This is a genomic window from Microtetraspora sp. NBRC 13810 (assembly GCF_030268685.1).
GTDB lineage: Bacteria > Actinomycetota > Actinomycetes > Streptosporangiales > Streptosporangiaceae > BSRQ01.
In genome coordinates, this window is the sequence record NZ_BSRQ01000017.1 from 19,783 (window position 1) to 42,899 (window position 23,117).

The 23,117-nt window shown below is 72.2% G+C and carries 19 protein-coding genes; 4 read left to right on the top strand and 15 right to left on the bottom strand.

Annotation, left to right across the window (positions count from 1 at the left end):
- Positions 1-90: 90 nt before the first annotated feature.
- The 4 genes from QSK26_RS28750 to QSK26_RS28765 all read right to left on the bottom strand — a co-directional run bounded on the left by QSK26_RS28750 (position 91) and on the right by QSK26_RS28765 (position 3,689).
- A complete protein-coding gene (locus QSK26_RS28750) occupies positions 91-1,239 on the bottom strand; it encodes a serine hydrolase domain-containing protein (RefSeq protein ID WP_285778407.1) in 1,149 nt (382 codons plus the stop codon).
- Positions 1,240-1,353: 114 nt separating this feature from the next.
- The gene (locus QSK26_RS28755) at positions 1,354-1,791 is read right to left on the bottom strand and encodes a DUF8820 family protein (RefSeq protein WP_285778408.1); all 438 of its coding nucleotides are present in this window, start codon (positions 1,789-1,791) and stop codon (positions 1,354-1,356) included.
- Between the two features lie 10 nt (positions 1,792-1,801).
- Positions 1,802-2,875, bottom strand: a complete 1,074-nt coding sequence (locus tag QSK26_RS28760) for a DUF6745 domain-containing protein (RefSeq protein ID WP_285778409.1) — start codon at positions 2,873-2,875, stop codon at positions 1,802-1,804.
- 142 nt (positions 2,876-3,017) lie between these two features.
- Positions 3,018-3,689: a GntR family transcriptional regulator gene (locus QSK26_RS28765; RefSeq protein ID WP_285778410.1), complete on the bottom strand. Its 672-nt coding sequence runs from the start codon at positions 3,687-3,689 to the stop codon at positions 3,018-3,020.
- Positions 3,690-3,816: 127 nt separating this feature from the next.
- On the opposite strand from QSK26_RS28765, the gene QSK26_RS28770 reads away from it, so the two are divergent.
- Positions 3,817-5,064 (top strand): MFS transporter, encoded by a 1,248-nt coding sequence (locus QSK26_RS28770; protein WP_285778411.1) that lies wholly within the window; start codon positions 3,817-3,819, stop codon positions 5,062-5,064.
- 8 nt (positions 5,065-5,072) lie between these two features.
- Here QSK26_RS28770 and QSK26_RS28775 read toward each other — a convergent pair whose 3' ends face one another.
- The gene (locus tag QSK26_RS28775; RefSeq protein WP_285778412.1) at positions 5,073-6,008 is read right to left on the bottom strand and encodes an SDR family NAD(P)-dependent oxidoreductase; all 936 of its coding nucleotides are present in this window, start codon (positions 6,006-6,008) and stop codon (positions 5,073-5,075) included.
- 178 nt (positions 6,009-6,186) lie between these two features.
- Here QSK26_RS28775 and QSK26_RS28780 point away from each other — a divergent pair, with 178 nt between their 5' ends.
- A complete protein-coding gene (locus QSK26_RS28780; protein ID WP_285778413.1) occupies positions 6,187-6,777 on the top strand; it encodes a TetR/AcrR family transcriptional regulator in 591 nt (196 codons plus the stop codon).
- Between the two features lie 17 nt (positions 6,778-6,794).
- Here QSK26_RS28780 and QSK26_RS28785 read toward each other — a convergent pair whose 3' ends face one another.
- The 8 genes from QSK26_RS28785 to QSK26_RS28820 form a co-directional block, all read right to left on the bottom strand.
- Positions 6,795-7,199 (bottom strand): GlcG/HbpS family heme-binding protein, encoded by a 405-nt coding sequence (locus QSK26_RS28785; RefSeq protein WP_285778414.1) that lies wholly within the window; start codon positions 7,197-7,199, stop codon positions 6,795-6,797.
- Between the two features lie 20 nt (positions 7,200-7,219).
- The gene (locus tag QSK26_RS28790) at positions 7,220-7,663 is read right to left on the bottom strand and encodes an OsmC family peroxiredoxin (protein ID WP_285778415.1); all 444 of its coding nucleotides are present in this window, start codon (positions 7,661-7,663) and stop codon (positions 7,220-7,222) included.
- Positions 7,656-8,039, bottom strand: coding sequence for a glycerol dehydratase reactivase beta/small subunit family protein (locus QSK26_RS28795; protein WP_285778416.1), 384 nt, complete (start codon positions 8,037-8,039; stop codon positions 7,656-7,658). Before QSK26_RS28795 ends, QSK26_RS28790 begins: the two co-directional genes overlap by 8 nt.
- Positions 8,017-9,867, bottom strand: coding sequence for a diol dehydratase reactivase subunit alpha (locus QSK26_RS28800; protein ID WP_285778417.1), 1,851 nt, complete (start codon positions 9,865-9,867; stop codon positions 8,017-8,019). The genes QSK26_RS28795 and QSK26_RS28800 overlap by 23 nt, the downstream gene beginning before the upstream one ends.
- Before the next feature lie 11 nt (positions 9,868-9,878).
- Positions 9,879-10,481 (bottom strand): propanediol/glycerol family dehydratase medium subunit, encoded by a 603-nt coding sequence (locus QSK26_RS28805; RefSeq protein ID WP_285778418.1) that lies wholly within the window; start codon positions 10,479-10,481, stop codon positions 9,879-9,881.
- A 32-nt stretch (positions 10,482-10,513) separates the two neighbouring features.
- Complete coding sequence (locus tag QSK26_RS28810; RefSeq protein WP_285778419.1) at positions 10,514-12,235, bottom strand: propanediol/glycerol family dehydratase large subunit; 1,722 nt, start codon at positions 12,233-12,235, stop codon at positions 10,514-10,516.
- Positions 12,236-12,280: 45 nt separating this feature from the next.
- Positions 12,281-12,703: a diol dehydratase small subunit gene (locus tag QSK26_RS28815; protein WP_285778420.1), complete on the bottom strand. Its 423-nt coding sequence runs from the start codon at positions 12,701-12,703 to the stop codon at positions 12,281-12,283.
- A gap of 167 nt (positions 12,704-12,870) precedes the next feature.
- Positions 12,871-14,370 (bottom strand): sigma-54-dependent transcriptional regulator family protein, encoded by a 1,500-nt coding sequence (locus QSK26_RS28820; RefSeq protein WP_285778421.1) that lies wholly within the window; start codon positions 14,368-14,370, stop codon positions 12,871-12,873.
- A 192-nt stretch (positions 14,371-14,562) separates the two neighbouring features.
- Here QSK26_RS28820 and exaC point away from each other — a divergent pair, with 192 nt between their 5' ends.
- Entirely contained in the window at positions 14,563-16,086 is a 1,524-nt protein-coding gene (exaC, locus tag QSK26_RS28825; RefSeq protein WP_285778422.1) for an acetaldehyde dehydrogenase ExaC, read from the top strand.
- A gap of 215 nt (positions 16,087-16,301) precedes the next feature.
- On the top strand, positions 16,302-16,676 hold the full coding sequence (locus QSK26_RS28830) for a DUF779 domain-containing protein (RefSeq protein WP_285778423.1): 375 nt from the start codon (positions 16,302-16,304) through the stop codon (positions 16,674-16,676).
- Positions 16,677-17,050: 374 nt separating this feature from the next.
- On the opposite strand, the gene QSK26_RS28835 is transcribed toward QSK26_RS28830, so the two are convergent.
- Positions 17,051-17,893, bottom strand: a complete 843-nt coding sequence (locus tag QSK26_RS28835) for an alpha/beta hydrolase family protein (protein ID WP_285778424.1) — start codon at positions 17,891-17,893, stop codon at positions 17,051-17,053.
- Positions 17,890-23,094 (bottom strand): AAA family ATPase, encoded by a 5,205-nt coding sequence (locus QSK26_RS28840; RefSeq protein ID WP_285778425.1) that lies wholly within the window; start codon positions 23,092-23,094, stop codon positions 17,890-17,892. Before QSK26_RS28840 ends, QSK26_RS28835 begins: the two co-directional genes overlap by 4 nt.
- Between the last annotated feature and the right edge of the window lie 23 nt (positions 23,095-23,117).

A 23,117-nucleotide genomic window follows, 5' to 3' on the forward strand; every position in this document is an offset into this window, starting at 1 on the left:
TCGTTTCCGCGACGGTACATGATGCCTCGGTGATAATCACCAGGCTCTTCACCGGCGGTGAGGGACGCCTTCTCCCCGAGGTGGCCGGTCTCAGCTTCCGGCCGCGTGTCGCCAGAAGTCGCGCATGATCGCGGGGGCGGTGGGGCCGGCCATCTCCAGCTGGGTGAGCAGGATGGTGGTCGTGCCGGTGGACGGGGTGATGTGCGCGGCGGTGCCGGTGCCGCCGATCCAGCCGTAGCGCCCGGGGACGTTCCACACGTCGGTGGGGGTGACGTCGACCGAGCCGCCGTATCCCCAGCCCTGGCCCTCGATGAACAGCGTGGAGGCGTCGCGCTGGGCCGGGGTGAGGTGGTCGGTGGTCATCTGCCGGACCGACGCGGGGGACAGCAGGCGGCGGCCGGCGACCGTGCCTCCGGCGAGGAGCATCCGGGCGAAGGCGAGCCAGTCGTCGGCGGTAGAGACGAGGCCCCCGGCGCCGGACGGGAAGATCGGCGGCAGGGCCCACTGGCCGTCGGGGGCGTCGACGAGCTCGGGAGCGCCTGAGGCACCGGTGCGGTAGTAGGCGACGAGCCGGTCGAGCTTGCCGGCCGGCACCTCGAACCCGGTGTCCACCATGCCGAGCGGCTCGAACAGCCGCTCCGCCAGGAACTCGGGCAGCGGGACGCCGGAGGCGCGGGCGATCAGCACGCCCTGGATGTCGGAGCAGGTGTTGTAGAGCCAGGCGTCTCCGGGCTGGTGCAGCATCGGGATGCGGGACAGCGCGGCCATCCACTCGTCCGGCGCGGGGACGTGCTGCGGCTGCGGCGGCCCCTGCTTCAGCTCGCTGAACAGCGGGGCCACCGCCGGGAGGGAGAAGTCGGACGGGAAGCCGTAGCCCGCGCGGAAGGTGAGGAGGTCGGCGACGGTGATCGGCCTGGCGGCGGGGACCACGTCGTCGACCGGGCTCGCGGGCGTGCGGACCACGACCGGCGACGCCAGCTCCGGCAGCCATTTCCGCACCGGGTCCTCCAGTGCGACGCGGCCGTCGTCGACCAGCATCATGACCGCCGCGGCGACGACGGGCTTGGTCGCGGAGGCTATCCGGAAGATGGAGTCCCTGGCCATGGGGGAGGTGCCGTCGAGGTCGGCGGAGCCGGTGGCCTCGACCTCGACCCGGTCGCCCCGGGCCACCAGGGCCACCGCTCCGGGCGCCGCCTGGCCGCCGGTGTGCTGTCGCAGGATGTCGTGCAGCGTGCTCATGGACGCACTGTTTCACGTGCCACCGACAAAGAGAGGCGCCCGCGGCGGAGGCGTGGCCGCCGCCGTCGCGGGCGCGCGAACGGTCAGGTAGGGCGCGGTACGGGGTGGATCGGGTCAGTCGGCGACCATGCGGGACCGGCGGCCTTCCTGTTCGCGCTGGCGGCGGATGACGTAGGTGCCGGGGACGCAGCCCGTGGCGCCGTGTTCGGGGTGCAGGAGGTAGGCGGCGGCCGAGGTTTCGAACAGGCCGATGGCCAGGGCGTCGGCGTCGTACACGTTGTCCGTCCAGCGGCAGGCGCCGGGGTCGGCGACGAGGGTGTGCGGGTTGCCGCCGGCTTCGCCGCGGAGCAGTTCGACGCCGCCCGCGGGGACGTCCCGCCAGCGGGCGCCGGTCCAGACCTGGATGGAGGCCGAGATGACCGGCAGCGGGATGACGATGAGGTCGCCCTGGGCCTGGAGGCCGTCGACGACGGGGACGGTCACGGACTGTTCGAGATGGTCGAGTACGGTGAGCCCGGTTCGCCGGGCGAGGGAGGCGAGAGTCACGTTCACGGCGGGCACCTCAGGTTCGGCGGACGAGGGTGGAGTACTGCTCGGCGGACAACCCGTAGGTCCAGCCGGCGGCGGCGACCGGGTCGTCGAAGAAGCCCGGCACGGTCAGGCCGTACCGGCGGCGGCGCCCGTCGCGTTCGACGGAGCCGTTGACCGCCAGCAGGACCCGGGTGTCCTCGCGCACGTCGTAGAGGTGGAGCGAGGAGCCCGGGTTGCCCGGGTCGGGCGCGGAGGCGACGAGCCTCAGCCCGGCCCGTTCGATGTAGGACTCCCAGCCGATGCGTTCGATCGCGCACCGCCTGACCTCGACGTTGGCCTCCCGTTCTATCCGCCACACGGCCGGATCCGTGATCACCCAGGAGGGCACGCGCGTACCGTGCCAGGCGTACAGCTCCCAGCCGTCGGCGTAACGCACGGCGGGGCCGTCCGCGCAGTGCAGGCGCACCTCGCCGTCGTCGCCGGACACCTCCGTGCGCATGACGGCGGGCCGCTCGGAGATGACGCACACGTCTTCGCGGGGCCACCACCAGCCGCAGGACCGGCCCGCCGCCGCCCACAGGTCGAGCCGCCGGTTCTGCTCGGGGGTGAAGACCACGCCCGCCGCCCGGCGGACGAAGTCGTAGTGGGCGATCCAGGCGACGCCCAGCGCCGTGTACCAGGCGTCCGACCGCGCGGTCTTCGAGTCGTGCGCCGCCCGGAGCGCCGTCCCCAGGGTGTTCCGGGTGGACCGGGTGAGCGAGTCGAACACCTGGGGGCGGATCACCCAGTTCAGTGCCCGGTGGATCCCGGCGTCGAGCTCCAGGCCGAGCGCCGCCCTCGACGCTCGGAGCCGGGAGGGCACGGTCCACTCGGACACGCGGTCCATGGACTCCGAGGGCTTTGGCCGCGTTCCCGGCGGGACGGTCGTGAGGGCGGTGGCCGGTGACGAGACCCAGTGGAAACGTGGTGGGGCGAGCCCGATCAGGTGGTAGAGCCCTGTGACGGCCGCCTCTGCGGCCTGACGGTCGGTGGGTGACGTCGACAGCGTCGCGCCCAGCCATTCTTCGCGGATGCCGGCAGCTTCCCGCTGCACGAGAACGCTCACCGGATGGAGGTGGCGTCGTCCTTTCCTACGATCATGTTCAGGATGGTGACAGATCGTTCCCGCCGATGTCCACCCCCGAAGGCCATCGCACCTCCGTGCGGGTCACCCGCAGGACACCGGCGCGGCGGCCGGGCAGCGTGGGTCAGATGAGTCCGTCGTCGTGGGCCTTTTCAATGGTGACGAGGGTGGCGTCGATGTGCTGGAGGGTCAGCCGGACGGCGCCCTCGGCGTCGCCCGCCCGGTAGAGCCCGACCAGCGTGTGGTGGTCGGTGTTGGCCTTGTGGAGGTGCTGGGGGCTGGCGCCGAGGGCGAGGTTGACGTAGGGGATCGCGCTGTCGCGGAGGCCGGCGAGGATGCCGGCCAGCCGGCTGCCGTCGGCGGGGCGGCACAGGGCGGCGTGGAACCCGCGGTTGAGGTCGATCCAGGCGGCGTGGCCCGGCTCGCGCTCCATCGCCCGCTGGAGGTGCTCGACGTGGGCGAGGTCGTCGGGGGTGAGGTGTCCGATGACCCGGCGGATCATGAGGGGCTCCAGCGTGGTGCGCAGCTCGTGGATCTCGCGGACCTCGGCGATGTCGAGGGAGCGGACGACCGCGCCGCGGTGCGGGTCGACGGAGACCAGGCCCTGGGTGGCGAGATCGCGCAGCGCCTCGCGCACCGGAGTGGTGCTGACGCCCAGCTCGGTGGCGAGCTCGGCCTGGACCAGCCGGGCGCCGCCCTTGAGGGTGCCGCCGAGGATCGCCGAACGCAGGGTCGTGAGCACATACTCGTGCGCGGTGCGGTTCCGCGGCGAACTCGCGAATCTGCCGGGCGACAAGCTGCCTCCTCCATGACCGGTCCCATCCTTGACCAGGGCATTCTTGACTCTTTGCAGAATGGATTTTATAAGATGCAGCATCATTGTAAAACGACGAGCGGAGGAAGCACGGGAGGGCGGGGAGGGCATGGGCGACGACGCCGTCGACAGCGGGGCCGCCGTGACCGGCCGCGCGCGACTGACCAGGGCGGTCGCTCTGCCGAGCTTCGGCCTGCTCGTCGCGTCCTACGTGGTCAACTCGATGGACCGGCAGGTCTTCCCGGCGCTGGTGCCGCACATCGGCGGCGAGTACGGCTTCACACCCGGCCAGGGTGACCTGCTGGTCGCGCTGTGCACGGTGGGCATCGGGGCGGCGGGCATCCCGGCCGGCTTCCTGCTCGACAGGTTCTCCCGCAAGGCCGTGATGCTGGCCGGCATCCTCATCTACTCGGTGTTCACCCTGCTCACCACGATGTCGCTCGGCCTGTTCGACATGTCCGTGTACCGCGCGCTGTCCGGCGTCGGCGAGTCGTTGCAGGGGACCGCGCTGTTCGCGGCCGTCGGCGCGTACTTCTTCGCCCGCCGGGCGCTGGCCGTGGGCGGGCTCAACTTCGCCTACGGGCTCGGCGGTCTCCTCGGCCCGCTGGCCGGCGCGGGGATGGACGGCGCCACCGGCACGTGGCGCTCGGCCCTGTGGGTGTACGGCCTGCTCGGCCTGGGTTTCGTCGTGCTCATCGCGGCGCTGGTCGGCAAGGTGTTCACCGAGCACGTCGGGCGGGACCGCCGGCCCGTCCGCGTGTACGAGCCCGGCCACGCGCAGGACGGCCTGCTCAACCGCAACGTGGTGATGCTGGCGTCGGTCGCCATGGTGGTGGGGGTCACCATGTACGGCTATATCGGCCTCTATCCGACCTACCTCCAGGAGAAGCTCGGCTTCACCGCCGGGCAGGCGGGACTGGCGGCCGGCATGTTCGGGCTGGGAGCGCTGGCCGGGCCGGTCGCCGGGTGGCTCGGCGACCGGTTCGACCAGCGCACCATCATGATCGCCGCGCTGATCGCCGGGTCGGCGGTCGGCTACCTGCTGTTCAACGGGCCCACCACGGTCGGGCCGCAGGTCGTGCTGTCCTTCGCCGAAGGGGCGATCGCGAGCGGCTTCCTGTTCGTCAACATCTACTCGGCCATGCAGCGCTCGGTGCGACCGGACCTGATCGGCCGGGTGTCCGGCGTCTACATGGCGAGTTTCTTCGTTCCCGCCGGGCTCGCGGGATACCTGTTCTCGGCGCTCGTCGACTCGACGGGCTGGAGCGGCGCGGGCTTCCTGCAGCTCACCCTGCTGCCGCTGATCGCGCTGATGGCCCTGCTCTTCGTGGACGGCGCCTCCGCCGCCCCCCGCTGAGCCGCGGGTCAGGCGGCGAGCGTCTCCTCGGACACCTGCCACAGCCGGGCGGCCGCCTCGGGGTCGAGGGCGTGGGGCGCCACGCCGGCCCAGGCGCCCGGCTCGTACGGCTCCGCCTCCTGGCAGTCCTCGAAGTACCGCCCGCCGACGCCTTCCAGCAGCGGCGAGGTGGCGAGCAGCACGGACGTGGCCGCGCCCTGCTCGGGGGTCTTCCACCGCGCGGCGACGCCGGTCTGGGCGATCAGCCCGTCGAGGAACTCCTGGGACATGTGCCGCTGGAGGTTGGTCAGGATGCCGCCCGGCATCAGCGCGTTGACCGTGATCCCGTCGTCGGCCCAGCGCCTGGTCGCCTCCACGGCGAACAGCACGTTGGCGGTCTTGGACTGGCCGTAGGCGAGCATGGGATCGTAGGCGCGCTCGTTGAAGTGGATGTCCTCGAAGACCACCGGCGAGCGCAGGTGCCCGCTGGAGCTGACCGAGACGACGCGGGCGCCGTCCGCTCCGGCGAGCGCGTCGTGCAGGCCGGTGGCCAGTGCGAAGTGGCCCAGATGGTTGGTGGCGAACTGGAGCTCCCAGCCTTCCGGCGTACGCGTCTCGGGGGTGGCCATCACGCCGGCGTTGTTCACCAGGAGGTGCAGCGGTCCCTCCCAGGCGCCGGTGAAGGCGGCCACCGACGCCTGGTCGCCGAGGTCGAGCCGGGCGACGAGGACGCCCTTGTTGCCGGTGGTGGCGGTGATGTCCTCGGCGGTGCGCCCGCCCGCGGCGAGGTCGCGGACGGCCAGCGTCACCTCGGCGCCGGCGGCGGCCAGTGCCCTGGCGGTCTCGACGCCGATCCCGGACGAGCCACCGGTGACGACGGCCCGGCGGCCGGTGAGATCGATTCCGGCCACGACCTCCGCGGCGGTGGACCTGGCGCCGAACGGGGTGCTGATGCGAGTGGTCATGATCCTGCCTGTCCTGCTCGAAGGGCGGACCGAGGCCCGGTATGGTGATAACCGGATGAGCCTCCGTTACGCCTTCCACTGTATGTGGAGGTTCCTCCGGTTAGCAAGCTGGGCCGTGATCCCGCATATTTGGCTGTGACGTACCCGCGAGCCGTACGTCCGTGACCGAGGAGGAGCCATGCCGGCGACCGAGTCCCGCCCGTTGCGCGCCGACGCCCGGCGTAACCGCGACCGGCTGCTGGAGACCGCCGTGCGGGCCTTCACCGAGCACGGTCTCGACGTGACGCTGGAGGCCATCGCCAGGGAGGCGGGCGTCGGCATCGGCACGCTCTACCGCCATTTCCCCACCCGGGACGCCCTGGTCGAGGCGGCCTACCGCAACGAGCTCGCCCGGCTGTGCGACGCGGCGCCCGAACTGCTGGGCAGCCTGCCGCCGGACGAGGCCACCCGGGCGTGGATGGACCGCTTCGTCGACTACATGACGGCCAAACGCGGCATGGCCGACGCCCTGCGCGCCGTCATCGCCTCCGGCGGCAACCCGTACGAGGAGAGCAGGGACCGGATGGTCGCCGCGATCGGCGGCCTGCTGCGGGCCGGGGCCGAGGCCGGGACCGTGCGGCCGGATGTCGATCCGGTCGACGTGCTGACCGGTCTGAGCGGGGTCACCCTGGCGGCGGGCGACGCGGCGCAGCGCGACCGCGCCAGCCGGCTGCTGGACCTGCTGATGGACGGCCTGCGCTACCGCGCCGGAGCCCCGGCGCCGGAGTGAGCCCCCGCACGGCGGGCTCAGAAGGCGTCGGCCCCGGCCTGCGCGACGGCGATGTCCTCCTGCACCGTGCCCGCGCTGACCCCGACCGCGCCGGCCACCTCGCCGCCCGCCTCGACCAGCGGGACGCCGCCACCGAAGATCACCAGACCTTCGTTGGTCACCTCGATGCCGTAGAGCGGGCCGCCCGGCACGGCGGACTCGCCGAGCTGCTCGGTGGTCATCGCCATCAGCGCGGCGGTGCGGGCCTTGCGGATCGCGATGTCGATGCTGCCGAGGATCGCGCCGTCCTGGCGGGCGAACGCCACGAGGTGCCCGCCGTCGTCCACCACGGCGACGTTCATCGGCTGCCCGATCTCCAGCGCCCTGTTCAGCGCGGCGTCGAGCACCTGGCGGGCGGTGGCGAGGGCGAGTCGTGCGGGCATGGTCCTGTCTCCCTTCCCCGCTACGCGGGCACCTGGTCCAGCTCGGCGTCCAGGGTGATCGGGGTCGCGCTGAGCGCCACGGAGACCGGGCAGACCTCCTTGGCCCGCTCCGCCGACCGGCGGAACCCGGCCGGGTCCGCGCCGGGCACCACCGCCCGCACGACCAGCCGGATCTCGGTGATCAGATACGCCTCGCCGCGCAGGTTCTGGGACACCGTCGCCGTGGTGTCGATCCGGTCCGGCGGGGTGCCGGACGCGGTGAGCAGCGCCGACAGCTGCATGCTGTAGCAGGCGGCGTGCGCCGCGGCGACGAGTTCCTCCGGGCTGGTCTGGCCGTCCGGCTCGCCGGCCCTGGTGGGCAGCGACACCGTGAAGCCGCCCGCGCCGGAGGAGACGAGGGTGACCGTGCCCGAGCCGTTGATCAGGTCCCCGGTCCACCGGGTGGTGGCGATGCGATCAGGCATGGGAGTCCTCCTGCCGTTTGAACGGGATGCGCACGACCAGCCGGGCCGCGTTGTGCCCCATGACCCTGGCCGAGCCGGCCGGGCCCGCCGCCGCGGGCGCGTCCCGCGGCAGCTTGGCGTGGTGCACGCAGGTGTTCCCCATGGCGTCCACCCCTACCCCGACGCCCAGGCTGGAGACCTGCGCCGCCGCGAAGGCCAGTTCCCGCGCGCCGCCGTCCGCCGCCTCCTCGGTACGGCACGGCACGCCCTCCTCCTCCAGCCCGGCGAGGATCTCGCGGAGCACCCGCGGATCGCCGTGGCGGTGCAGCAGCACCACGGCGGGCGGGATCCGGCCGGCCCGGCCCGCGGGCCGGTCACCGGGGGATGTGCAGCGCACGTTCCATCACCGCCCGCGCCGCCGCGTGGCTGACGACCAGGCCGGTCGCCACGGCGTTGCGCGGCCCCTCGGTGCCGCGCACGTTCCCGGTCCCGCTGACGACGCCGAACGCCGCGACGGCCTCCGAGATCATGTCGGGGATCTCGAAGTCCAGCGCGGACCCGCCGAGCACCACCACGAAACCGAGGTGCCGGATGTCGCCCCCGGGGGCCACCTGTTCCAGCGCGCGGAGCGCGTTGACCACGAACACCCGGTGCTTGGCCGACCGGCGCACCTCGCGGATCTTCTCCACGCCGTGCCGGGTGGGGATCGGGTGCATGCCGGCGTCGGTGAGCACCAGAACCCGGGCGAAGGCGTCCGCGGGCAGCGGCTCCTGGAAGAAGCGGGCGGTGCCGTCCTCCATCCGGATGTGGAAGAAGCTCTCCGCCTTGGCCAGCGGGAACTTCTTGATCTCCTCGGCGAGTTCCAGGTTGTCCAGCCCGAGTTCGGAGTCGATCAGGTTGGTGACCAGGTCGCCGGCGCCGGCGAGGTGCACGGAGTGCGCGCCGTCGCCGCTGGACACCGCCGCGTCCGTGGACCCGCCGCCGAGGTCGAGGATCGCCAGCGGCCGGTCGGTGCCCGGCGTGGTGAGCGCGCCCAGCAGCGCCATGTCGGCCTCGACGCCGCCGATCAGCACCTCGCAGCCGAGCGCCGCGCGCAGCCGCTCGGCGAGCAGTTCCATCGGCCCCTTGCTGGTCCGCACCATCGCGGCCAGCGCCACCGCGCTCTCCAGCGCGAACTCCCCGGCCAGGCCGCCGGTGATCCGCTGCGGGACGAAGGTGTCCACGGCCAGCACGTCCTGGATCCGGACGCCGTCGACCGGCATCTCGGTCAGCTCGGACATCGTGTCGCGGACCCGGGCGAGCATCCCGCCGACGTGGGTGCCCGGCTCGCCGGCGGCGTCGACCAGCGGCCGCACCCGGCGCAGCGTGTCCATGATCTCGGCCGCGCCGGCGTCCATCTCGACCGAGCGCTTGGTCTGCTCGCCGATCAGGGTGAGGGTGCCGGCCGGGATCCTGCGGTCCGCGATGTCCCCTGCCGGGGTGCGCACCACGACGGCCGAACGGTTGCCGACCAGCGCCCTGGCCACGGGGGCGATCAGCCGGGTCTGCTCCGGGTCCAGCTCGAACACGGTGGCGATGCCGTACACGTTGGACAGGGTGCGGATGGTGCGGCCCTGCTCGGCGACCTCGACGGCGGCCCGCATGCCGAGCGGCACCCGGTCCACCAGGGTGACCTCGTCCACCACCGGCACCGGCTCGCGCAGCCGGTTGGCGATCAGGTTGGCGTCGTCGGCGTGCGCCACCACGCCGGTGACCCGGACGCCGCGCAGGGTGGCGGCGTTGATCCCGGCGGCGGCGTCCTCGAAGTCGACGCCCGCGCCGACGACGCAGATGACCGCGGAACCGGCGGCGCAGTCCGGCAGCCCGGCGAAGGCCACGGTGGTGCCGACGCCCAGCCCGGCGCCGCCGGGGGTGTCCGGGTTGTGGCCGATCATCGTGGACTCCGTGATGATCGTCTCGGTGATGGTCTCCATGGCGAGCCCGCTGATCACCGGGGTCGCCTCGTTGACCAGCACCGCTGCCAGGTCCGCCGGGTCGCGCCCGGCCGCGGCCAGCGCCCGGCGCACCACCTCGACGACACCGGAGACGTTCTCCACGGTGCCCTTCACCCCCGTGGTCCCGCCGAGCGCGCCGGACAGGAAGGTCATCTCCCCGTGCTCGCCCACCAGCGTGGCGCACGCCTCCGTGGTCGAGTTCCCGATGTCCACCCCCACGACCAGGGACATGGATCTCCTCCTCAGCCGGCGTCGGCCAACCGGATCAGCACGTCGAGCTCCACCGGCCCGGCGTCCGGCTGGACGAACCCGGTCTCCTTGATGTGCAGCAGCGCGGCCTTGGCCTGCCAGCGCGGGCGGGCCATGTAGTCGTTGCGCGAGGGCACCGGCTCCGGTGACTCGCCCTTGGCGTACCGCGCCGCGTTGCGGCCGATCCTGCGGAAGGTCTCCAGGTCCATCAGCGGGGCCTGCGGGAACAGCTCCAGGTTCGACAGCCGGAGCAGATCCTTCTGGTGGATCATGGTGGTGCCGCGGGAGAGGATGCCGATCCCGATCCCCGAGCCGGACAGCTTGGCCGCCGTGTGCGCGATGACCGCGAGGTCGGCGCTGGAACGCAGCCGGATCACCCGGGCCTGCACCCCCTGCTCCTCCACCCCGGCCAGCAGCTCGCGCAGCACGTCGGCGTGCGGGATGTCCACGATGGTCCTGGAGAAGAACGCGCCGAACGCCGGCGAGACGCCGATGACCACCTCGTCCGAGCGCCGCCCGGGCAGCGCCGGGCCCTTCTCCACCAGGCTCAGCGTACGGCTCGCCGCCCCGTCGCGGGCCGCCACGGTGTCAGCCATGATCACGTCTCCTTTCCCGGCCGCCCGGTGGGTCAGCCGACCTCCTGCTCCGGATTGCGGGCGCTGACGACGTGCCGCAGCCGCTTCATCTCCTCCCAGCGCGCGCCGCTGGGCCGGTACCCGCTGCCCGGCCCCGCGTAGTCGTTGGCGTCGTTGACGGCCGACAGCGTGGTCAGCTCCGGGGTGAGGATCGCCGAGGTGTGCAGCAGGTCGCCGGAGACCCGTTGCCGCAGCACGCCGAGCAGCGCCTCGGCCATGTCGGGGAAGCCGCCGGCCTCCAGCCCCTTGACGATGTCCAGCCCGGTGACGCCCCGGTCCATCACCGACTGCGCCGACTTGAGGTCCTCCAGCACGTCCCGCGGCGGGAGTTCCTTGCTGCCGTGCGAATAGATGACCGCCTCGATCTCCCTGTCGGTGATCGGGGCCAGGCCGAGGTGGGCGAAGACGCCCTGCAACGCGCGGGCGGCCCGGCTGCGGGCGGCGAGGATCTCCGCCTCGGGGACGTGCCGGAGGGCGCCGTCCACCTGGAGGTCGCGCTGGATGGCGTTCCAGTCGTCGAAGTCCTCCGGGTCCAGGTTGGAGCCGGCGAACATGTTGTCGTAGTTCGGCACGGCGGAGTAGCCGGAGCAGATGAAGTCGGTGCCGGGCAGCAACTGCGGCATCAGCCGCGCGGTACGGCGCATGTCGGAGTGCGAGAAGGACTGGTCGTTGCCGGAGGCGCACTCCAGGTCCACGGTGCTGGCGACGAGGTTCTCGGCGAGCACCGCGCGGATCCCGGACGGCACCGCGCCGGGCACGCCGATGCAGCTGATCGAGCCGTTCTGCAGCCCCTGCACGCCGGCCCCCTTGGCGACCAGGATGCACCGGATCTCCAGGTAGAGCATCGACCTGCCCTCGGCGTTGCCCATCTGCACCTCCGAGCCGGTGCCCGAGGTGAACCGCATCTTGATCCCGCGGGAGGCGTACGCCGAGGCGAGGAACGCCTTGGACCAGGGGGTGTCGTCGCCGTCGCAGAAGACCGCCTCGGTGCCGTAGACCGAGATCGTCTCCGCGTAGCCGGTGATGCCGCGCATGCCGAGTTCCAGCTCGGTGGCCTCCTCCAGCGCGCACTGGGTGAGCACGCCCGGCTTGCCGGCCTGCGCGCCGACCTGCAGCGCGATGGCCACCAGCGGGGCATAGCGCACGACACCGAGGGTGGTCTCCAGTTCGCGGAAGCCGCGCAGCCCGGCCTCGGCGGCGTCCGCGGCCACCTGGACCGGGTTGTCCCTGGCGCTGGTGGAGTGCCCCTGGTTGGCCGGGGTGCGCCGGGCCCGCATCTTCTGCAGGGCCATCATCATCTCCACCACGTTCATGGTCTTGACGACTTCGAGGAGCTTGGCCGGGGTGAGGCCGCAGGACACCGCCAGCACGTCGCGCCTGGACACCTTCGGGTCCACCAGCAGATGCGCGATCTCCACCGCGGACAGCGCCATCGCCCGCCCGGCCGCCTCCGCGTCGATCGCGTGGTCGGCGATGAACTGGTCGAGGAAGTCGAAGTCCTTCCGCTCCCTGCCGTCCATCTCCACGATGACCCCGTCCCGCACCCGCACGCCCGGCCGCGGGTCGTAGGGGCTGTCCATGGCGACCATGCCGACCTCGGGCCACTCCTCGACGAAGCCGTCGAGGTTCACCGGGCGGTTCTCCAGGATCTCCGTGCGCTTGGACCGCCGGGGGACCGCCGGGGCCTGCGGGCGTGCCGTGCTTCGAGTGCTCATGTCCCGTCTCACCTTCCTCATGCCCGTGCCGTCGTGACGGCGGGTTCAGCTCGCGAGGATGCCCCGGCGCTCGTACACGTCGGCGGCCTCCCGGACCAGCCGCGCGCACAGCGTGGCGGAGTAGTCGTGTTCCAGCTCGTCGGCGATCGCGGTCAGCTCCTGCCTGGTGGAGGCGCGCGGCCGGAGCGCGTTGTAGATCCCGAGGACCTTGTCGTCGGGCAGCGCGGTCAGCTCGGCGGCCCGGCGGAAGTTCTGGCCGAGTTGCGGCCGGCCGACGGAGTCGGCGATCTGCGCCTGGAGCCGCAGCGTCTCCGGGGCGATCCGGAGGTCCTCGGCGGCCACCTCGCCGGCCAGGACGGCCGCCATGGTGAGCTCGTCGATGCGTTTGCCGGTCGGGGTTCTGAGCAGTTCGGGGCGGTGTGACGCCAGGGGGTAGTCGCGTTGCGGGTCGAGTTCCGCGTCGCTCATCGGCTCGTACCTCCTCACGAGCCCGGAGGCTCGGTGCCGGCGGGAGTCGTCACCGTGGTGGGAACGTCACTGCACGTTCATCGCGGTGCCGGGAATAGTCGGGAATATGGAAAATAGTATGAAATGTCACGTTGCAATGCCGTAGCATGTACGGCTGGGTGAAGCGGTCACCCGTCCTCGGCGAGCAGCCACGCGAGCCTGGTCGCGGCCACCGGCCGCCGCGGGTCATGCGCGGGCAGGTCCCGGACGAGCCGCTCGAACACCTCAAGGTCGTCCGCGCCCGGCTCGCTCTGCGCGTACGTCCACAGCGCGTCCGGATCCCGGTGCCCCAGGACGGCCGCGCGCAGGGCCGCCACGAGCTGGTAGCCCTCCGCCCGGACGGCGGGCGCCTCGGAACCGGAGAGCAGCGGCGCCCGGCAGGCCGCCGCCGCCGCGCGCACGTCCCCCGCGCCCAGCGCGGCCCGCGCGGCGAGGAAGTCCGCCTCCACGTCGGCCCGCAGCCGGTACGGCTTCGCCCGCATGGTCGCCGCGCCGAGCCGGGCCCGCAGCCGGTGGATCTCGGCGCGCACCGTCGCCGGGTTGCCGTCGTCCCCGTAGAGCTGCAACGCGAGCTGCTCCGCGGTCAGCCCGGCCGGATGCAGCGCGAGCAACGCGAGCAGCTCGGCCCAGCGCAGGGTCAGCGGCACCTCGCGGCCGTCCAGCACCGCCACCGGCCGGTCGCCGAGGAAGGACAGCGACAGTTTCGGCCGCCGGGCCGCCGCCCGCGCCGAGCGGGGGACCCGGACCAGGTAGCCGCCGGGCAGCGGTTCGACCAGCGCCTCGCGGCCGTCGCCGAGCAGGACCCGGTCCGCGCCCGCGGGGATCAAGATCCGCGCCGGCCACCGGCCGTGCGGCTCGGCGGCGATGATCCGCCCGGTCGGGGTGAGCAGCGCGCCCGCCTCGCCGCGCAGCCCGGCCAGGTGCGGCATGTTCCGCGCGCGCAGCAGCTCGTCGTGCAGCTCCATCCGGCGGCGCAGGTGGCCCTCCGCGAGCTGCGCGGTGGCGCCGACCAGGCTGACCACCGCCGGGTGCAGCGCGTAGAGCAGCCCGCTGACGTCGATCACGCCGAGCATGTCGCCGGTGTCCGGGTCGTGCACCGGGGCCGCCGCGCAGGTCCAGGTGTGGTAGGTGCGGACGAGGTGTTCGGCGGAGTAGATCTGCACCGGCGCGTCCGTGACCAGGGCGGTGCCCATCGCGTTGGTGCCGATGGCGTCCTCGGCCCACCGGGTGCCCTCGCACAGGCCGACCTGGTCCGCGCGCCGGCAGATGTCCGCCGGCCCCTCCCGCCACAGGATGGTGCCCTCCGCGTCGGTGGCGATCATGACGTGCCGGGACTCGTCCGCGATGCCGACCAGCAGGTCGCGGACCAGCGGCAGTACGGCGCGCAGCGGGTGCGCCGAGCGCACGTCGGCCATCTCGTCCGGCCGGTACACCACGGGCGGCCGGAAGTCCTCCGGGTCCACGTGCGCGGCCAGCGAACGCCGCCAGGACTCGGAGATCACCGGGCGCGGCGGCGCGGGCGACTTCCCGCCGCTGAGCACGGCGTCGTGCACCTGCTGGAGCAGGTGGAACTGCGCCGAGGGGTTCGCCGACAGCTCCGCGGCCGTCGAGGTGGTCTTGACCTTCATAGTGCGCTCCGCGGCGACCCCGACGGGGCGCGTCGGGGTGGCCGTCACTGCCAGTGACCGGACTTACCGCAGCGCCTTGCGCGACGCCCGCCCCGGCCAGGGCGGGTGTTCCCCCGTGCAACGGCGCTGCAACGTCACCTTTCCTACGTTTGGCTGCATAGCCCGTCAATTCATGCTATAGGGGGCGAAAGTATGACAAGGTACGCAGTTCCCGGTGAGCCGGGCAGCGTGGTGTCGTACCGGCCGCGCTACGACCACTTCATCGGCGGGGAGTACGTGCCGCCGGCCGGGGGCGGGTACTTCGAGAACCCCAGTCCGGTGACCGGCCAGGTGTTCACCGAGATCGCCCGCGGCACCGCCGCCGACGTCGACCGCGCCGTGACCGCCGCCGAGGGCGCCGCCGCCGCGTGGGGCCGCACCTCGCCCGCCGAGCGCGCCCGGGTGCTGAACGCCGTCGCCGACCGGATCGAACGCAACCTGGAGGCCGTCGCCGTCGCCGAGACCTGGGACAACGGCAAGCCGGTACGGGAGACCCTGGCCGCGGACATCCCGCTCGCGGTGGACCACTTCCGCTACTTCGCCGGCGCGATCCGGGCACAGGAGGGCGGCATCTCCGAGCTCGACGCGGACACCGTGGCGTACCACTTCCACGAGCCGCTGGGCGTGGTCGGGCAGATCATCCCGTGGAACTTCCCGATCCTCATGGCCACCTGGAAGCTCGCCCCCGCGCTCGCCGCCGGGAACACCGTCGTGCTCAAGCCCGCCGAGCAGACGCCCGCCTCGATCCACGTGCTCATCGACCTCATCGCCGACCTCCTCCCGCCGGGCGTGCTCAACGTCGTCAACGGCTTCGGCGTCGAGGCCGGCAAGCCGCTGGCGCAGCACCCGCGGATCCGCAAGGTCGCCTTCACCGGGGAGACCACCACCGGGCGGCTGATCATGCAATACGCCAGCGAGAACATCGTCCCGGTCACCCTGGAACTCGGCGGCAAGAGCCCGAACGTCTTCTTCGCCGACGTCGCCGACGCCCGGGACGCCTTCTACGACAAGGCGCAGGAGGGCTTCGCGATGTTCGCCCTCAACCAGGGCGAGGTGTGCACCTGCCCGTCCAGGGCGCTGATCCAGTCGTCGATCTACCCGGACTTCATGGCGGACGCCGTCGCCCGGGTCGAGAAGATCGAACAGGGCCACCCGCTGGACACCGGCACCATGATCGGCGCCCAGGCGTCCAACGACCAGCTGGAGAAGATCCTCTCCTACATCGACATCGGCAGGCAGGAGGGCGCGACCGTCCTCACCGGCGGCGAACGCGTGGACCCCGGCGGCGAGCTGTCCGGCGGCTACTACGTCAGCCCGACGATCTTCGAGGGCCACAACAAGATGCGGATCTTCCAGGAGGAGATCTTCGGCCCGGTGCTCGCGGTGACCCGCTTCGACGACTACGCCGACGCCATCAAGATCGCCAACGACACGCTGTACGGGCTCGGCGCCGGCGTCTGGACCCGCGACGGCAACACCGCCTACCGGGCCGGCCGGGAGATCCAGGCGGGCCGGGTGTGGACGAACTGCTACCACGTGTACCCGGCGCACGCCGCGTTCGGCGGCTACAAGCAGTCCGGCATCGGCCGCGAGAACCACAAGATGATGCTCGACCACTACCAGCAGACCAAGAACCTCCTGGTCTCCTACTCCCCGAACGCCCAAGGATTCTTCTGACCATGCCCATCCACGAACCCCTGCCCACCCACCAGAACCTCACCGGACCCCCACGGCACACAGGGGCTGACGCCGGGCGCCACGGTGGGGCCTGAAGACCGCGACGGTGCGGGGAGGGCGGGGCGTGATGTCCGTGACGGTGAGGGGAGGGCGGAGCGTGGTGTCCGTGATGGCATGGGAAGGGCGGGGTGTGTGATGTCCGTGACGGTGAGGTGATGGCGGGGCGTGGCGGTGGTGGTGGCGAGGCCGGGCGTGTGGGCTTCACCGAGGGTGCGGCCGAGTTGCTGAGGCGGCTCACCGCGCAGTACGGGCCGCTGATGTTCCACCAGTCCGGCGGATGCTGCGACGGCAGCTCTCCGATGTGCTACCCGGCCGGCGAGTTCCGCACCGGCAACTCCGACGTGCACCTGGCCGACCTCACCGTGGACGGCATCGACCGCCCGATCCCGGTGTGGATGTCCACGGCGCAGTTCGAGTACTGGAAACACACCCACCTCACCATCGACGTGGTCCCCGGCCGCGGCAGCGGCTTCTCCCTGGAGGCCCCAGAAGGCGTCCGCTTCCTCATCCGCTCCCGCCTCCTCACCTGATCCCCAATCACACCCCCCACCACCCCTTCAACGACCCGCCCCCACCCGTCCCTGCCGCCCCACCGAGACGCCCCCACCGAGACGCCCCCCACCGACGGGTACACGTTCTCCCCATCAGAGATGATCATGTTGCTCTTGCGGTCCACGAGGTGGATGTAGCCGTCGGCGTCGCGGCGGGCCACGTCGCCGACCGTGCAGTAAGCCCCGAGGAACGCCTCCCGCGTCCGGTCCGGCAGGTTCCAGTAGCCGTCGAACGTGTGCGCGTTGCGCGAGTACAGCTCGCCCGGCACTCGTCAACGTCGTCACCGACTGGCGGGCCAGGGCCACCACCGCGGCCTTCACCGAATACGTCACCTGACACCCGGCCGTGGCGCTCACAGCCCTTCCGCGATGGCGTCCCCCGTCTCCTTGGCGGTCAGGTACGGGCGGATGTCGTGCGCGTGTGACCCGTTGTGCACGAGCAGGTCCCTGAGATCGCCTCCGAAGACCGGTTCCAGCCGTTTGGCCAGCGCGACGACGTCTCCCCGGTCCGCGATGTTGGTCCACCTGGTCACGGCGGCGGGCCACGATCCCCGGTCCAGCGCCGGGCGCGGGTCCAGCCGGTCGAAGACGAGGCCGCGGACACCGAGCGGCGACCCCAGCGTCACGAGCGTGACGTCACGGGCGGCGGGGCTCTCGTGCAGCGCCTCGTAGGCGACCACGGAACCCAGGGAATGCGCCACCACGACCCGGGTCCGGTCGCCGATCTCGTCGGTCACCCGGGCCCGGGCCCGGGCGCGGATCTCCGGATCGGTGAGGTAGAGGCGGGCCTGGCGGGCGCTGAAGACGAGCAGGTGTTCGGCGAGCCCGGCGAAGAACGCGGAGTGGCTGAGCGCGTTGAGGGCCCGCTGGACGACGTTCGGGGCGCGCATCCGGGTGCGGTCGCCGGGTCCGGGCACGGCGGGTTCGAGCGCCGCCGCCGCCTCCCACCAGCCGAGCAGGAAGTCGCGTTCGTCGCCGGTCACGTCCGAGGCGTCGAGGAGCGGCGCCCCGACGGCCCTGGTGCCGGGCTTGCGGAACAGGTCGCCGTAGAAGGCCATGGCCACCTCGTCGCGGGCGACCGTCTCGTGCCCGGCCCGGGCCAGCCCGTCCACCAGGGCCGGATACCAGCTCTCCAGCAGGGAGTGGGCGCCCCGGACCTGCTGGGCGATGCCGTGCACCAGAACGACCCTGCTCACAGCGCCTCCTGTCGATTCCCGAGCGCGGTCACGTCGAGATCCAGCGCCAGCACGCCCATCTGCGTGCCGACGAAGACCCGCCCGTCGGGTTCCATCACCATGTCCCGCACGCTCGCTCCGACGTCCACCTCGGCCAGGATGCGCCGATCGGCCAGGTCCCAGGCGCGGAGCAGTCCCAGGCTGTCCGCGACGGCCAGGACGGGAATGCCGGAGATCGCCGCGAACGACATGGACACGATCAGGCCGTCATGCTGGGTGAACGGGAAGTCGAGACGGGCACGGGTCGCCAGGTCCCAGAGCGCGATCACGCCGTCCGAGTCCCCGCTGAGCAGCACGTCGCGGCCCGCGACGCGTCCGGCCGCCAGTGCGTGGACGGCGAAGACGTGGCCGGTGAGAGGGGCCCCGGCGGGCTCGCCCGACGGCAACTCCCAGAGCCGGACGGTCGCGTCGTCCCCGCCGGACACGACCAGGGGCCGCGCTGCGCTCTCGATCACGGTGAGCGCCTGCACCGTGCCCCGGTGTTCGCTCATGGCCGGTGCGACGGGGGTCAGGGTCGCCACGTCCCAGGCGTGGATGGTTCCTTCGCCGTCGCCGGTGACCGCGACGGTCCGGCCGCCGACCCGTCCGCTCCACAGCGTGGTCACCGTCGCGAGATGCTGGGTGAACACTCCTTTTCGCCTGCGTGACGCGAGTTCCCAGATGTGCACGTGCTCATTGCTGATGAAGATCGCTTTCGGAGACTGATCTGTGGTGAGGGTCACTCGCACGCTCCCGGACGGTGTCAGCGTGTGCGACGCGATCTGGGCGCCGGTATTCGCGTCATGCGTACGGAGGACGAAGTCGCCGTCCAGGCTCACGACCGCGCGGGACCCTGCCGACCGGCCCACGTCCAGGCTGTTGACTATGGAGGTTCCGCCGCTGAGAGGTTCTCCGATCGGCTGTGACCGGAAGACGTCCCATATGCGCACCGCATGGGTGGTGGTGATGACGGCGGTCGGTCCGTCCACGGATTCGCCGAAGGCCACGCTCTCGACTGCGCCCTGCCCCGCGTCGAAATGCGTACCCCAGCGAGCGCCGGTGTCGAGATCCCAGAAGATCACGGTCTGGTAGTGCGTGATCGCCACGACCACGTGGCCGCCGTACTCGCACAGCCAGCCGGAGTACGAAGTCTCGTCGTCGAGATACCCGGCGCCGACCTGGGCACCCGTGGCCACGTCCCGGACCACGATCGTGTTGTCCTGCCGCACGGTGATGCCCAGCCCACGGCCCCGGGCGAATCCGATGCCGATCAGGGTGTAGTGCGGCGGCCAGCTCTCCGGTATCAGCGCGGCCGACTGCTCGGGGGCGGATCGGAGGTCCGGCACCCGCCACAGGTAGGCGCAGTCATGGGATGAGGCGACCAGAATCCGCAGGCCGTCGTGTCCGTCCTCGGCCACGACGTGCCGCACGTCGCCCAGGTGTCCTTTCATCGCAAGCCCGACCGGCTCGCCGGTGTCGAGGTCCCACAGTCGCGCGGTGCCGTCGTCACTGCCGCTGACGACGACGTTCAGGTCTCCGATCCGCCCCAGCGTCACCGTGCTGATCATGTTGGTGTGCCCGCGGAGCGGTTCTCCCCGCGCTGTCCCGGTAGCGGTGTTCCACAGGCGGATCGTGCCGTCCGTGCTTCCCGTCACCGCGATCGGCTGTCCGGCCACCTCGCCGATCGCGACGGCGGTCACGGGTCCGGTGTGGCCTTCCAGCGGGCGTCCCAGCTCCCGTTGCTCCCGCACATCCCACAGGCGAGCCGTCCAGTCGTCGCTGCCGGTGATGGCCACATACCTGCCGCCGAGGAGCCCTACTCCGGATGACCGCGCGGCGCCGTTGTGACCGGAAGAGGGACGATCCGCCGTCAGGTCCCAGATGCGCGCCGACCCGTCGTGGCCCGCGGTGACCGCGATCGGACGGTCGTGCCGGACGTCGAGCGCGGCGGCGGTCAGGCCGCTGCTGTGTCCGGTGAGCCCGTGACCCTGCTGGCGCCTGCTGCGGAGATCCCACAGTCGAGCATGGAGCTTTCCGCAGGTCATCGCGATGGGCCTGCCGTTGATCACGCCGATGGCGATGGTGTTGATCCCGCGGCTCAACCAGTCCAGGTGGGCGGCGATGGGTTCGCCGAGTTGCTGGCGGGTGGCCAGGTCCCAGACGTTCACCTGCCCGGCGGCGTCTCCGCTGAGAGCTATCACCCGCCCGTCCAGGTCGCCGATCGCGACCGCGGTCACCGGCCCGGAGTGGCCGCTCAACGCCTCGGCCACGGGGGCGGCCATGTCGTCGAGATCCCAGACCTGGACCTGCCGGTCCGTGCCGCCGGTCACGGCGATCGGATGCCCGTCCAGCAGGCCGAGGGCGACGGCGTTGACCGATCCTCGGTGCGAGGTCAGCGGAGAGCCGATCTGCTGCCGGGTTTCGAGATCCCACAGCCGTGCCGTACCGTCGGCGCTGCCGGTGAGGGCGACGAACCGGTCGCCGATCTTTCGCATGGCGACGGCGTTCACGGAGTTGGTGTGCCCGCGCAGGGGCAGGCCGAGTTCGGTGGCCGCGGACAGGTCCCAGACGCGTACGGTGCCGTCGATGTCGGCCGTCAGCGCCACCGTGTAGTCCAGGAGGTCGCCGACGGTGACGGCCAGGACCGATCGGTGGCCGCTCAGGGGCTTGCCGATCTGCTGCTGCGTGGTCAGGTCCCAGATCCTGGCGGTGCCGTCCGAGCTCCCGGTGACGGCGACGGCCCGCTCGTCCAGGTCGCCGATCGCGACCGACAGCACTCCGGAGGTGTGCCCCCGCAACTGCCGGTGCGCGCCCGTGGCCGACCACCACGCCCACCGGGCGGTGACCGGGGGACGCAGGCCGAGCGTGCCCACGCTGTCCGCCAGGTCGTCGGCCCGGCAGCGGCGGGCCGACAGTTGCAGCTCCGCGGCCCGCGTCTCCAGCGGGCGCTCCCCGGTGAGCTGGTGGGCGGCCTGTTCGTAGGCGCTGCGGATGCTCTGCGCCCGCGGGTCCCCGTCGATCGTCGGCAGGGCGCGCAGCATCGCCAGCCGGTCGCAGGCGAGCAGGAAGCCCGGATCGACGATCAGCGTGTCGAGGCGGGCCGCCGCCGCGGCGTGGGTGGGCAGGTGGCCGCGGATGTAGGGGTGGGCCGCGAACCAGTCCGGCCGTCCCGCCACCCGGGGGACGGCGTCCACGAGCCCGTCCACGATCAGGGCGTGGATCTCCTGTTGCCGGCCGGAGCTGACCCGCAGGTGCTCGGCGAGGGACTGGTGGTACAGCCGGTAGACGGACCGCCCGTCGTCCACGACTTCGGCGATGTACGCCGAGGCGGCGGTGAGCGTCTCCGCCACGTCGGCCTCGGAACACTCCACGCCGGACAACCGGGTGGCCAGCAGGGTCCAGATGTGACCGCGGGGCAGGCCCTGCCCTTCGGCGAAGGCCAGCGGCGTGAGGATCCGGCGCACCCGTGCCTCGTCGGCCTCGAAGCGGGCGAGGAAGTCGTCGAACGCCTCGCCGATCTCGCTCGGCAACTGGGCCATCCAGCCCTGCCTGGTCACGTCCACCACGGCCGGCTGCCGCCGGAGCGACCGCGCGGTCATCCTCGCGACGAGGAAGACGCCCGCGGCCCGGCGCGCCACCCCCTCGCCCACCTTCCGCGCGAGATCGGGGCGGACGCGGTAGGGGGTGCTGACATCGGGCTCGTCGCTCGCCAGCAGGACCCTGCGGACGTATCCGGCGACGTCGTCGTCATCGCGGTAGGTCGCGCCGCCCAGGTCGAGCACGGTGATCGCGGCTCCCAGGCTGGGCACCAGCTCTCTGCGCGTGCCGATCAGGAGCCGCACCCCGTGGATCTCCGACAGCGGCCGGAGCAGCTCCCTGGCGATCCGCCTGGGCTCTCCCCGCCCGCCGGAGTCCGCCAGCGTGCCCGATCCGGCCTCGTCCAGCGCGTCGACGACGATGACGACCGGCGGGGCCTCCCGGTCTCGCCTGCTGAACTCCTGGAGCAGGCTGGCCGGGGAGTCCGTTTCGATGCCCGCCGCCGGTGCGAGCCTGGCGACGATCTCCTCCAGCCGCTTGTGCCGCGCGTGCACGGCCACCGTGACCAGGTTCTCCGGGACGACGGTGGCCGGATCGACCTCGGTCAGGTCGAGCCTCGTACGGTAGACCGGGTCGGACAGCGCGACGACGCGGCCCAGCACCGCCGATTTGCCGCACCCCGGCGGACCCGTCACCACGCGTCCCCGGCCGTCGCCCTCCCGCGCGGTCATCCAGGAGACGAGGTCGCGGAGCACCCCGGTCCTGCCGCTGAAGTACAACCCCTGCTCCGACTCGAACTCCACCCCCCGGGAGCGCGGGCCGAAGTGCTCCAGGACGTCGCGTGCGGCGACCCGGCGCTGGATCTCCAGGTCGGTGCCCAGGGCGGGCAGGTCCTCGCGGTAGTTGTCGTTCGGCAGGAAGGGCGCCAGGCCGGACACCAGGCCGCTGGCCAGCTCCGCGCGCTGCCCGAGCCGGTTCGCGGCGAACACGTCGTTGATCGCCTTCAGCAGCTCGGTGAGGTCGAGGTAGCGCTGCCGCTGCCCGGTACGCCCGGCCGCCGACGCCAGCGCCGAGCGGAACGCCGCGGCGAAGGCCCCGTCGACCGCCTCGTCCTTGCTCCTGGCGGAGGCGAGGAACCACAGGCCGGAGGAGGCGGCGCCGGTGTGCCGGCGGGCGATCGACTGGAGCGCGGTCATCATGGCGTCGGCGCTGCCGGCTCCGCCCATGCAGCAGTCCAGGATGACGAGCAGGTGCCGGAGCCGGCTTCTGCCGTCGCACAGGACGCGGACGAGGTCCTCGGTGGGCAGCCCCGTGGTGACGAGATCCTCCGCCCTGGTGTCCCAGCACATCAGGTAGTGGCGGTCGTACGGATCGGCGATCCCGTGACCGGCGAAGTAGACGACGACGATGTCGGACTCGTTCAGCCCGACGTCCTCCGCCCAATGGCTCAGGGTCTGTTTCACCTGGGCCGCCCCGGCGTATTGCCCCAACCCCGGCAACGCCGCCTGGTAGCCCACGTCTTCGAACCGGCTTCGCATGGTGGCCAGGTCGGAGGCGACCCAGCGCAGTTGATCCTCGTCCGCCAGATGCTGATAACGCCCGGTTCCCCATCCGATGAAGAATCGGCGCCCGTGATCCTGGACCAAGAAGTTCGACCACCTGTCTGACA